Source organism: Gammaproteobacteria bacterium (assembly GCA_022340215.1).
GTDB lineage: Bacteria > Pseudomonadota > Gammaproteobacteria > JAJDOJ01 > JAJDOJ01 > JAJDOJ01.
The window spans coordinates 22,093-34,499 of the sequence record JAJDOJ010000166.1 but is presented as its reverse complement, the minus strand read 5'-3'; the positions used below and the strand labels follow the sequence as shown (position 1 = coordinate 34,499).

Annotated in this window: 11 protein-coding genes; 2 read left to right on the top strand and 9 right to left on the bottom strand. The window is 61.7% G+C overall.

What is annotated here, in order from left to right:
- Positions 1–142: 142 nt before the first annotated feature.
- From LJE91_12065 to LJE91_12055, 3 genes are all read right to left on the bottom strand, one after another.
- Positions 143–928: a DUF1538 domain-containing protein gene (locus tag LJE91_12065; GenBank protein ID MCG6869426.1), complete on the bottom strand. Its 786-nt coding sequence runs from the start codon at positions 926–928 to the stop codon at positions 143–145.
- A complete protein-coding gene (locus tag LJE91_12060) occupies positions 919–1,608 on the bottom strand; it encodes a DUF1538 domain-containing protein (protein ID MCG6869425.1) in 690 nt (229 codons plus the stop codon). The genes LJE91_12065 and LJE91_12060 overlap by 10 nt, the downstream gene beginning before the upstream one ends.
- A gap of 101 nt (positions 1,609–1,709) precedes the next feature.
- Positions 1,710–3,539 (bottom strand): ABC transporter ATP-binding protein/permease, encoded by a 1,830-nt coding sequence (locus LJE91_12055; protein MCG6869424.1) that lies wholly within the window; start codon positions 3,537–3,539, stop codon positions 1,710–1,712.
- 92 nt (positions 3,540–3,631) lie between these two features.
- On the opposite strand from LJE91_12055, the gene LJE91_12050 reads away from it, so the two are divergent.
- Both LJE91_12050 and LJE91_12045 read left to right on the top strand, forming a co-directional pair.
- Positions 3,632–4,168, top strand: coding sequence for a hypothetical protein (locus tag LJE91_12050; protein MCG6869423.1), 537 nt, complete (start codon positions 3,632–3,634; stop codon positions 4,166–4,168).
- Positions 4,161–4,892 (top strand): hypothetical protein, encoded by a 732-nt coding sequence (locus LJE91_12045; protein MCG6869422.1) that lies wholly within the window; start codon positions 4,161–4,163, stop codon positions 4,890–4,892. Before LJE91_12050 ends, LJE91_12045 begins: the two co-directional genes overlap by 8 nt.
- A gap of 220 nt (positions 4,893–5,112) precedes the next feature.
- Here LJE91_12045 and LJE91_12040 read toward each other — a convergent pair whose 3' ends face one another.
- The 6 genes from LJE91_12040 to miaB all read right to left on the bottom strand — a co-directional run bounded on the left by LJE91_12040 (position 5,113) and on the right by miaB (position 12,096).
- Entirely contained in the window at positions 5,113–6,558 is a 1,446-nt protein-coding gene (locus LJE91_12040; GenBank protein ID MCG6869421.1) for a mannose-1-phosphate guanylyltransferase/mannose-6-phosphate isomerase, read from the bottom strand.
- 113 nt (positions 6,559–6,671) lie between these two features.
- Positions 6,672–8,234 (bottom strand): apolipoprotein N-acyltransferase, encoded by a 1,563-nt coding sequence (gene lnt, locus LJE91_12035; protein ID MCG6869420.1) that lies wholly within the window; start codon positions 8,232–8,234, stop codon positions 6,672–6,674.
- A gap of 5 nt (positions 8,235–8,239) precedes the next feature.
- Positions 8,240–9,106, bottom strand: a complete 867-nt coding sequence (locus tag LJE91_12030; GenBank protein MCG6869419.1) for a CBS domain-containing protein — start codon at positions 9,104–9,106, stop codon at positions 8,240–8,242.
- Positions 9,107–9,193: 87 nt separating this feature from the next.
- Entirely contained in the window at positions 9,194–9,640 is a 447-nt protein-coding gene (ybeY, locus tag LJE91_12025) for an rRNA maturation RNase YbeY (GenBank protein MCG6869418.1), read from the bottom strand.
- Between the two features lie 22 nt (positions 9,641–9,662).
- The gene (locus tag LJE91_12020; GenBank protein MCG6869417.1) at positions 9,663–10,640 is read right to left on the bottom strand and encodes a PhoH family protein; all 978 of its coding nucleotides are present in this window, start codon (positions 10,638–10,640) and stop codon (positions 9,663–9,665) included.
- Between the two features lie 52 nt (positions 10,641–10,692).
- On the bottom strand, positions 10,693–12,096 hold the full coding sequence (miaB, locus tag LJE91_12015) for a tRNA (N6-isopentenyl adenosine(37)-C2)-methylthiotransferase MiaB (GenBank protein ID MCG6869416.1): 1,404 nt from the start codon (positions 12,094–12,096) through the stop codon (positions 10,693–10,695).
- Between the last annotated feature and the right edge of the window lie 311 nt (positions 12,097–12,407).

Below are 12,407 nucleotides of genomic sequence, written 5' to 3'. Positions count from 1 at the left end.
GAGTGGATTTTCGAGGGATTTTTCGTCCTGACAAGGCGGATTCGATGCGCAATGCCGCCCCATTGCAAGTCGAATCCAACGCCGTCAGGGCGGAAAAGATCCGTAAAGCCGCCGTCCACGATGAATGTCAACAGAGCCTAGTCTACCTTCCCAGTTTCCGTTCGAGATACCTTCCAATCATCGCGTATCCCATGACGCTCATGATCGGAAACAGGCTTGCGAATGCGATCAGTCCGAAGCCGTCGATGAGCGGGCTACGGCCGGGGACGCCTCCGGCGAGACCGAGTCCCAGTGCGGTAACCAGGGGAACCGTCACCGTCGACGTGGTCACACCACCCGAATCGTAAGCCAACGCGACGATCGAACGTGGTGCAAACAGCGTCTGCGCGACAACCACGATATATCCCGCAATGATGTAGTAGTGCAACGGTGTCCCGGTGACGATACGAAACGCCCCTAATGAGATCCCCACGGCCACCCCGATCGCCACGGCCACGCGCAGACCCCAGACGCTGATGGTACCGGCGGAGACGTCATTGGCCTTGATCGCCACCGCGATAAGCGCCGGTTCGGCGATTGTCGTGGCGAATCCGATGGCCGCGGCAAACAGGTACACCCAACCGAAATCGTACCAGCGCATCGGACCTTCCAGGTGATGTCCGGCCCCTTTCTTGATGAATTCAGGCGCGGTCAATTGCTGCGCCATGACTTCTCCCAGGGGAAACAGGGCAAGCTCCAGCCCGACGAGAAACAGCGCCAGTCCGATGATGACAAATACGAACCCCCACAGGACCGACCGCAGATTCGTGATCGGTTCCCGCAGAAAGAGCCACTGGAATCCAAAAATTACCGCCACGATGGGAACGACGTCCATCACGGTACCCAACGTGGTCGTCAATAGTTTACCGAGCAGCGTGCTCAGATCCATAGCCCGTATGCCATCACGAAGATCATTGGCGTTAGCGAGGCGAAGGCGATCAACCCGAATCCGTCGGTCATCGGGCTGCGACCTTCGATACTAGAGGCCAGGCCCACACCAAGCGCCGTAACGAGGGGGACTGTCACAGTGGAGGTGGTCACCCCCCCTGAATCATAGGCTACACCGATGATTTCTTCGGGGGCAAACGCCGTCATCACAACGACTCCAATGTAGCCGGATACGATCAGATAGACGATGGACCATCCCTTGATGATCCTAATAACACCGATGACGATCGCCACCCCGACGGCAAGAGCAACGGTGAGCCTCAACCCCCACGCGTAGTCTTGCATGGCCGCTTCGTTCGCGCCGATCACCCCGGATACCGCGGCCATCTCGGACGCTTCCTCGGCGACCGCAGTCAGTGCCGGCTCAGCTATCGTAGTGCCAAAACCCACCCCGAAAGCGAATACAACGAGCCATGCAACGCTGCCCTTACGGGCGAATGCGAACGCGAGTGCTTCGCCAAAGGGAAACAACCCCAGTTCCAGGCCATGGATGAAAAAGGTCAGTCCCAGCACGACCAGCAACAATCCTATTAGCATCGATCCCAGTTCCGGAACCGGTTGCTGCAGTACGACGATCTGAAAGAAGGCGATCACCGAGATGATCGGCAATAGGTCGCGCATGCTCGAGGCCAGCGAGCCGAGGAACGAAACAAGATGCTTGTTCAATGCGATCTCCTCAGTTCCTTGCTGTCGATAGTGGATCGAGAGGCGCAATTCCGGGATCAGTACTGGGACTTGCCGTACAGCTTCGCGTACAGACCACGGGCCGCGATCAGGGCATCGTGCCCACCCGACTCCACGACACGACCATCCTCGAACACGTACACCTGGTCCGCCTGTTTCACCGCGCTCAGTCGATGGGCAATGATAATGGTCGTGCGCCCCCTCAGAAATCGTTGCAATTCATCGTGCAATCGCGCTTCGGTCTGTGTATCCAGGGCCGATGTCGCCTCGTCCAGGATCACCACCTTGGGATCGCCAAGCACCATACGGGCAACCGCCAGCCGCTGACGCTGCCCGCCGGAGAGGCGAACCCCGCTGCGCCCGATGAGGCTATCCAGCCCGCGAGGCATCGCGTCGACGGTGTCGCGAAGCTGCGCCACCTCGAGCGCGCGCCAGAGCGCGACGTCTTCCAAGTCGCGGCCCATGGTCAGGTTCGCCCTCACCGTGTCATTGAACATCGCCGGGTGCTGCAGGACGGTCGAGACATTCTCGCGAACCACGTCCATCCCGATGTCGATGACCGGTACCCCGTCGAAATACAACATGCCACTGTCAGGAGGATACAGGCCAAGGATCACTTGTACCAATGTGGACTTGCCACCACCGCTGGCGCCGACCAGCGCAACCTTTTCGCCGGGCGCAATCTCCAAGGTGACGCCGCTCAATACCTTGTCTTCCCTGTAGGAAAACTCGATGCCCTCGAGACGAATCCCGACCGTGGTCCTTCCCCTGAACGGATTGACCCGGTGGGGATACTGCGGCTCCTCTTCCAGCCTCAGCAGCCTGTTGATACGTTCCAACGCAGCCTGCGCACCGAAATACGAATACTGGATGTTCAGCACCTCCTGGACGGGCCCCATCATAAACCACAGATAACCGAATACCGCCATCATCTCACCCACGGTAAGCCCGGAGAACACGACCATCAACATACTCACGGCACGAAAAACATCGAACCCGACAAGAAAGACGAGGAACGAAGCACGGTTCGCAGCGTCGCTTCGCCAGGCAAAGGCCGTGCCCTGCTCCTTGACCTGACGGGCCTGGCGGGCAACACGACTGAGATAGTGTTCCTCGCGGTTGGCGGCGCGGATCTGGTGTATGCCGTCCAGCGTCTCGGTCAGCACCTGCTGAAACACCTCGAAGGCCGTGTTCTCCTGCTTCTTCAGGGTCTTGACGTGCTTGCCGAGAACCATCGTGAAATAGACAACCACTGGATTCATCAGCAGGATGAACAGAGCGAGTTGCCAGTGCATGAGCAGCAACACGATCGCCGTGCCCAGAATCGTGAGCACCGCGACGAGAAACCGGGAGATCGTGCTGCCGACAAACTGGTCGATTGTTTCCAGGTCGGTGACGAAATGCGAGGCGACCGTACCGCCCCCAAGGCTCTCGTACTCCGACATGGCAACCCGTCGGAGCCTGAGTAATAGTTCCTGCCGGATACGGTAGGTCACGTCCTTGGAGATACGGACGAACTGCCGGGTCTGCATCACGTTGAACACCAGTGAGATCAGGCGCAGCATCACCGTCACCGCCAGGATCACGGTGATGTAGAGCACCGGACCATGCCAGCTCGGCGGGAACAGGGTGTTCATCCAGCCGACCAGCACCCCGGGTTCGCCGAGCAGGACCTCGTCGACCATCAGGGGCATGAGCAGGGGGACGGGTGTGGAGGCCAGCACCGCGATCATGGCGATGACATTGGCCATCACCAGCTCGCGCCGGTGCTCGAGGGCGATACGGGCGATATAGCGCCAGTCGTAGCCGCGGCCAGGCGATGCACCTGACTTCGGAAACCCGTTTTGCTGTAATCTGGTTTTGCTCATCCGGGATAAACGATACGTCGTTGCCGGAAATCTTACCAATCCCCGGGGCTGAAAACGGCCATGTCAGGAACCGGACGATCCCGGACCGCGGTATGAAGCACGGTCCCGTCACGCTCGTACTGGATCAGGGGACGCATGCCTCGCGGGCGGCATCGATCGCTGACGACGGATCGGTGCTTTACCACAGGGACCTGGCGATCTCCAGGAATCGACCGGGGGCGCGAAGGGTGGAGCAGAACCCCGAAGAGATCCTTGCATCCGTACAACGGGTCTCCTCGGCCGCGATCCAGATAGCCTCGGTGCGCGTCGCCGCGGTGATGGAAAGTATCGCGTTCCTAGTCTGTACAAACCTGGAGTCGATGCGCGCGGCTGGATACACGCTGACTCATGTGACCGCCGGAGGCGGTCTGTCGCGGGACGATGCCTTTTGCCAAAGGCTGGCCGACACCGCGGGTCTCGAAGTGCGACGCATCACCGAAACGGAGATCACCGCATTGGGCATGGCGCGCCTGGCGGGAAACGCCCGGATCGAGAACCCGGTTGACCGGGTGTTTCGCCCGCGTTGCGCGCACCCTTCGAAGAAGCGGTATCGGCGGTTTGTCGCCCTGGTCGGAGGTCCGGATGATTGATCCACGCTGCCTGGTCGCGCACCGGGGCGAGATGCGCCACTACCCGGAAAACTCCCTGCCGGCCCTGCGTGCCGCTATCGAGGCCGGCGCTCGACACGTTGAATTCGACGTCCAGTTCTCTTCGGATGGCATTCCCGTCGTCCTGCACGACCCCGACCTGCTGCGTGTGGCGGGTGACCCGCGGAAAATCGCCGGACTCGCCGCCTCAGCTCTGTCGACGATCACTCTAGACGCGGGAGCCGATGCAGTGCCGGTAGCCCCGATATCTGTCCCGCTGCTGCGGGACGTCGTGGACCTGCTCAACGGACATCCCGGGGTACACGCGTTCGTGGAACTCAAGCGTCACGGCATCGAGCGGCTGGGTATCGACGCCTGCCTGCGGCGCCTCGGCGACGAGCTTTCCGGAGCCAGCTTTGCATGGACCCTCATATCCTTCCGCGACGACGCGATTCACGCTGCCGCGCCGCGACTGCGTGTCGCGACGGGCTGGGTGTTGCGGGAGTTCTCCGTAGCCTCGCGAAGGACGGCCGACTCACTCGGACCGGACTATCTGTTCTGCGACGTCGATGCGGTGGACCTCGAAAAGGAACGGCTCTGGGAAGGCCCCTGGAAATGGGTGCTCTACGACGTGGCGGAAGTCTCCGCCGCGAATGACTTGCTGGACCGTGGCGTGGACATGATCGAAACGGGCAACATTCTGGCCTTTCTGTCGTCAGGTGGATAACGGGATAAGGCGATTGCCGGAAAATGACATACCAGAGCGCGCCGGATTTTCGTTCGTCATCAAGACGCGACAACAGGCGCATAGTCGAACTATGTCACTGTTGTCGCAACACAGAGGACGGACGACAAAGACAAGCAGGATGGTATGTCATTTGACAGAAATCGCCTAAGCCGCGCCGGCCGAAAAGGTCGGGTCCCGCCTTGGCGGGATCCGTCGCATGTTACCGACCGTAGTTGTCCTCGAAGCGGACGATGTCGTCCTCGCCCAGGTAGCTGCCGGATTGCACCTCGATGAGTTCGAGCGGGATCTTGCCCGGGTTCTCCAGTCGATGATTGCAGCCGACAGGGATATAGGTGGACTCGTTTTCGCTCAGGAGTACCACTTCGTTATCACGGGTCACCCGCGCGGTGCCCTTCACGACGATCCAGTGTTCCGCACGATGATGGTGCATCTGCAGTGAAAGGCTGTGACCGGGGTCCACGCTGATGCGCTTGGCCTGAAACCGCTCCTCCATGTCGATGCTCTCGTACGACCCCCAGGGGCGGTACACCTTCCGGTGCAGTTGCGCCTCACCTCGACCCTCGTTCTTGAGCCGATCGACAATCGCCCGTACATCCTGTGAGCGTTCCCTGGGCACGACTAGGACGGCGTCCGCGGTCTCGACGATCACCAGATCACTCACCCCGACGGCGCCCACCAGACGACGACCTGCGTGTATGTAGCAACCCTGACAGCCCTCGGCGATCACATCGCCGATCAGGATGTTCTCGTGCTCGTCGTGTTCCTCGGCCTCCCAGAGCGAATACCAGGAACCAACGTCGTTCCAGCCGGCGTCCAGCGGGATCACCACCGCATCCTCGGTTTTCTCCATCACGGCATAGTCGATCGAATCGCTCGGCGATTCGAGGAACGCGGCCTTTTCCAGACGAACGAAATCAAGGTCGCGGAACCGCCGCTGATATGCCGCGCTGCACGCCTCGAAGATCCCGGTGGCGTGGGCATTGAGTTCCTTGAGATATCGGCTCGCCAGGAACATGAACATGCCGCTGTTCCAGAGATAACCGCCTTCCTCCAGGTAGCGTTGCGCGGTCTGCTGGTCCGGTTTCTCGACGAAGGCGTCGACCTCGTAGACCGCCTCCTCCGCCCCGGCGACATCGAGCCGATCCCCTTCATGGATATAGCCATATCCGGTCTCCGGACGGTCGGGTACGATCCCGAAGGTGACCAGCTTTCCGGAAATGGCCGCCTTCATGCCATCGATGGCCGCGCCGCGAAAGGCGGCGCGGTCGTTGACAATGTGATCCGCCGGGAGCACCAGCATCACACCGTCACCGTGACGCTCCAGGACCTCCAGCGCGGCCACCGCGATAGCCGGCGCCGTATTGCGCCCCGCAGGCTCCAGCATGATCAGCGCGCCGTCCTCGCCGGCCTGGCGCAACTGCTCGGCGGCCATGAAGCGATGTCCCTCGTTACACACGGTGATCGGGCTCTCGCGACCGGGAAGTCCCGCAACCCGCTCCAGGGTCTTCTGAAACAGGGACTGCTCCCCGATCAGGGGAATGAACTGCTTGGGATAGAGCTGCCTCGACATGGGCCAGAGTCGGGTCCCCGATCCCCCCGACAGAATAACGGGCACCAGCGGGAGAGAACTTGGCTTTTCCTGCATGCTGACAGGCCTCCTGAACGGTGTGAATTGGAAATTCGCTTCGCCCGACCGATACCGCACCGGGCATCGAAGCGGTTCGGCGGCTGGGGCCGAACGTCGCCACGCCCGTCGCTTCAGCCGATCCGCTGCCGGGCCCCGGAAGCCCGGCGGGCGCGGGCGGCAAATGCGAGGATTATAAGCAATGAGGCCGACAGCAACGTGACGATGCCCAGGTTTCCCCAGATTGCAAAGGGCGTCATCCCGCGAAAGGGGACCACACGCGTGGTCAGTACGTCGGTTTCGAACTGCGGGGACCGGGCCACGATATCACCCATCTGGTCCACGACCGCGGAAATCCCAGTATTGGTCGCACGCAGCAGGAACCGGCCGGTTTCAAGGGCGCGCAGGCGGGCAATCTGAAGATGCTGGTGCGGCGCAAGGGAATCGCCGAACCAGGCGTCGTTACTCACGTTGATGAGAAAGTCCGCCTCTGGCAATGCATCGATCACCTCGCTGCCGAATGCGTCCTCGTAGCAGATACTGACACCGGCCCTCAGCCTGCCCAGCTCCAGCAATGGCTTGCCCTCTCCGTGGGAGATATCCGACATGGGGAGAAACAGCATGCCGTCCATCCACATGAGCAACCCTCGCAACGGAAGATATTCACCGAACGGGACGAGGTGCCGCTTGTGGTAGAAGTCCGGAGGCGTGTCGACTCGGGCGAGGCTGTTGTAGACGCGGTCCGTGTCGGCATCGAAAGCGAAGATACCAGTCACCAGCGACGTATTGGTTTCCCGCGCACGTTCTGCCAGCGGCAGGAAATACGACCGGGCGAGATCGCTGTAGAAAACGGGCACGGCCGCCTCTGGCCAGAGAATCAGATCGCTGTCCCAATGATCTTGGGACAGTTCTTGGTACAGGGCCTTTGTCGGTTCCAGCGCATCCGGATCCCACTTCACGCCCTGGGCAACATTTCCCTGGACCAGACTTGCGACGAATGGCTCACCGCCCGGCCGGCTCCAGTTCACCGTACCCAGCGCGGCGCTTGCCAACCAGACGACGACGATCGCCGCAACCGCCACCCAACGTCCCCTCGTCGCCGATACGGCCACCGCAGCGAGGACGCCGGAGGTAGCCAGACTCGCCCAGGTCGCTCCCAGGACACCGAAGACCGGAACCAATCCGGCAAGCGGCGTAGCCACATGCGCCTCACCTGGAAGCAACCAGGGGAATCCCGTCAGCATCCAGGTACGGATCCATTCGAACAACGCCCAGACCACGGGATAAACCAGCGCCGTCGAGACGGTGCGCGACAGCGCAAACCAGCGATTGGACACCCACCCCGCAAGCGCCGGAAACAGCGCCAGATACAGGATGAACAGCAGCGTGATGCCCGCGGCGAGCGGCAAGGGTGCCCCACCGAACTCATGGATGCTGTTATACACCCAGTGAATTCCCAGCGCGAACCAGGCCAGTCCGAAGACGAATCCACGGCGAAAGGCCGTGCCCGGTCTGACACCTACCCAAAGGGCCATCAGGACGGCGGGTGACACGATCACCAGTGGCCACCAGCCGAACGGAGCATATCCCAGCACCATCAGGCCACCGGAAAGGGCCACGAGGACATCTCCGTACCAGGACCCCCGCAAACGGGACACCGGTACGGCCAGACTCCCCAGGGCTTCGATCACCGCCATTGATGCTATCCTGTCGCCCCTGCATCCGGGGCGCCCGTACGCGCCAACTGCATCAGGTGGATCCTGCGGTTGTCGGCGCGGATGATCTCCAGGGAAAAATCGTCCAGCTCGATTTTCTCGCCGCGTTTCGGCAGGTGGCCGATGTGGCGCAGCACCAGTCCGCTCACGGTCTCGTACTCGCCGTCACCGTAGTCCGTACCGAAGTATTCGTTGAACTCCTCGATCGGCGTCAGTGCCTTGACGGAATAACGATTCGGCGCGAGGCGCAATATGAACCTGCCCTCCTCGATATCGTGCTCGTCGGTGATATCGCCAACGATCTGCTCGAGGACGTCCTCGATCGTGATCAACCCGGCAACGCCTCCGTACTCATCCACCACGATCGCCATGTGGTTTCGGCTGTGACGAAAATCGCGCAGTAGTACGTTGAGCCGCTTGCTCTCAGGAACCATGGCCGCGGGTCTCATGATGTCCTCGACATCGAACGCCTCGGCGTTTCCTTCTACGAAGTACCGCAGCAGGTCCTTGGCGAGCAGGATGCCGTCGACGGTGTCCCGGTTGTCCTCGACCACCGGATACCGCGAGTGGGCCGATTCGATGATGACGGGCAACATCTCCTGGAGTGTCGCCGAGCGCGAAACCACCTTTATCTGGGCCCTCGGAATCATGACCTCGCCAACACGGATCTCGGAGACCTGCATGACACCCTCGATCATCTCGAGCGCATCCGCGGCGAGCAGATTGCCCCGGTGCGCTTGCCGCAACAACTCGGTGAGCTGCTCACGGTCCTCTGGTTGCGGACGCCGCAACGAGCGCCGAAGGCGTTTGAGCCAGCCGGGTCGGGATCCTTTCTTGGTCGGAACCCTGCTCAATCCGGTTGGATCATGGAAGTTGGGGTGACATGCGGCCCCGCGCACGGACATGCCCCGGCTTGGCCGGGGGGCGACAAGACATCAGGGTCACTCATAAGGGTTATCATAGCCCAGCTGTGCGAGGATCTGCGTCTCGAGCGTCTCCATGCGTTGCGCTTCCGTCTCGGTCCGATGGTCGAATCCTCGCAAGTGCAGCACGCCGTGTACGACCATGTGCGCCCAGTGCGCCATCACCTCCTTTTCCTGGTCCCGGGCCTGTTCCGCCACCACCGCTGCACAGACCACGACATCGCCCAGCAACCGGTTCGGAATCCCGGGTGGCGGGTCGAAAGGGAAGGAGAGGACATTCGTGGGGCCCGTGCGGCCACGGTAGGAGGTATTCAGCCTCGTAATCTCCGGTGTGTCGACGATCCTAACCACCACCTCCGCATCCGGCCCTGGCGAGGCGGCTTGCACCCATCGAACGATGGCCGACTCGGCCGGCAACCCATCGCGACCGACGGCATACTGGACGTCTACCTGCATGCGGGACAACGCTGTAACTGGGGCACCGGACTCATTCCTTCGGACGCGTATCCTCTTCCGCCTCGTAGGCCCGGATGATTCGTTTTACCAGCGAGTGGCGCACCACGTCGCGGGCGGAGAAGAAGGTGAAGTTGATACCATCGACGTCTTTTAGCACCTTGATGACGTGGCGCAGGCCGGATTGGCGGCTCGAGGGCAGGTCGATCTGGGTGACGTCCCCGGTCACCACCGCCCGCGAGCCGAACCCGATCCGCGTCAGAAACATCTTCATCTGCTCGATCGTGGTGTTCTGGGCCTCGTCCAGGATCACGAAGGCCTCGTTGAGCGTGCGTCCCCTCATGTAGGCCAGCGGCGCCACCTCGATGACATTGCGATCGATCAGTTTGTTGACCTTTTCGAATCCGAGCATTTCGTAGAGCGCATCGTACATCGGCCGCAGATAGGGATCGATCTTCTGGGCCAGGTCTCCGGGCAGGAAGCCCAGGCGTTCACCAGCCTCGACCGCGGGCCGCACCAGCACGAGTCGCCGGACCCGGTCCGATTCCAGTTCTTCCACCGCGCTGGCCACGGCAAGGTAGGTCTTGCCGGTCCCCGCGGGCCCGATCCCGAAACAGAGGTCCCGAACACGGATGTTCTCGAGATACCCGGCCTGATTCGGCCCGCGAGCCCGGATGATTCCCCGGCGGGTACGGATCTGCACCCTGTGCGCTTCGCGGTCGCTATCTTCCTCCAACAAGGCATCGACACCCGACTCCTGCAGAAACAGGTGGACGCCCGCAGAGGTCAGGACCTCGGCGTCGGTTGCACGATACAGGACTCTCAGAACTTCCCGCGCGGTGTTTGTCGAGCGCGACTCGCCGATGATGTTGAACCGGTTTCCCCGATTGTTGATCTCGACGCCCAGTCGCCGCTCCAACTGTCGCAAATGCTCGTTCAACGGGCCGCATAGATTCGCGAGACGGGCATTGTCCGCGGGTTCGAGATCGAAGTCGATGCTGTCAGGATGCACGGGTGAATGCAGCGGTGAAATGGGTCGCCGCGTTGCGTCGCGGGATGCTCACTCAGGCGGGCAGGGAGACCGGCTTGGCATCCAACGAGTCGGGACGATGGACAGCGGACAGTCCGGACGACGGTTCCAATGACGAGACAACCCGCCCCCTGAGCGAGTTTGACAGGGCTTCGGTGATCTCCGCGTCGACGAACCGGCCAATCAACGCCGGGCCGCCGGAGACATTAACGACCCGGTTGTTTTCGGTGCGCCCTGCCATCTGTCCGGGATCCCTGCGCGAGGGTCGCTCTACCAGTATGCGCTGAACCGATCCGACCATGGAACGGGATATTTCCCCGGCCAGGGCGGAGATCCGATCCTGCAGTATCCGCAGGCGCGCGCGCTTGACCGATATCGGAACCTCGTCCGGCATGACGGCGGCAGGCGTTCCAGGCCGCGGGCTGTACATGAAACTGAAAGACTGGTCGAATCCCACCTCGCCGATAAGATCCATGGTGGTGCGGAAGTCCTGGTCCGTCTCGCCGGGAAATCCGACGATGAAATCCGAGGAAATACTGATGTCCGGACGCGCCTCACGCAAACGGCGTATTGTCGACCGATACTCGAGTGCACTATGTCCCCGCTTCATCGCCGTGAGGATCCGGTCCGACCCGCATTGCACCGGCAGGTGCAGGTGGCCGGCCAGTTCGGGAATATCCCGGTGTGCGCTAATCAGGCTGTCGTTCATTTCCACCGGATGTGAGGTGGTATATCGTATCCTGTCGATCCCGTCGATCGCCGCGACATAGCTGATCAGCAGACCGAGGTCCGCGATGTCTCCGTCCGACATCGCTCCGCGGTAGGCGTTCACGTTCTGCCCCAGCAACGTCACCTCCCGGACACCCTGAGCGGCGAGTCCGGCCACCTCGGCGATCACATCGTCGAAGGGGCGGCTGACCTCCTCACCTCGTGTATAGGGAACTACACAGAAGGTGCAGTACTTGCTGCAACCCTCCATCACCGAAATATACGCAGTGGGGCCTGTCGCCTTCGGGCGGGGCAGGCAGTCGAACTTCTCGATCTCGGGAAAACTCACGTCGACGACGGGGCTACGGCGCTCGCGCGCGTCGAGGATCATCTGCGCGAGACGGTGCAGCGTCTGAGGACCGAACACGACATCGACATAGGGTGCCCTGAGGCGCAACGCCTCACCTTCCTGCGACGCAACACACCCGCCAACGCCGATGACGAGTTCCGGTCTGGCCTCCTTGAGGGTGCGCCAGCGCCCAAGTTGAGAGAAGACCTTCTCCTGCGCCTTCTCCCGGATAGAGCAGGTGTTCAACAGCAATACGTCGGCCGCCTCCTGCTCATCGGTCAACACCAGACCCGCGTCCACGCGCAGGGCGTCAGCCATGCGTGTGGAGTCGTACTCGTTCATCTGACAACCGTGAGTCTTGATGTAGACCTTACCGCTCATGTCCTGAATCCGGGATACCGATGCGCGGATTCTACCGCAATCCGGTAACGCACGGCACGAAGGATCCACGAGGTGCTACGGTGGCGAAGAAGGCGAGAGGCAAGGGGATTCCGACCGGAATCCCCCCGGGGATATGATTGCGACCCGTCAGGGCGCCCTGACGGCGAGGGCTCACCAAGCGGCAGCCGCCGGCAGGCAAGAGCTACGAGCCATGAGCCACGAGCCATGAGCCACCGACAATACAGCCCGATAGCGCCTCGGGTTTGACCTGGAACGCCCTGGTCCATCGCAACGCGGTTCGGACCCCGCGC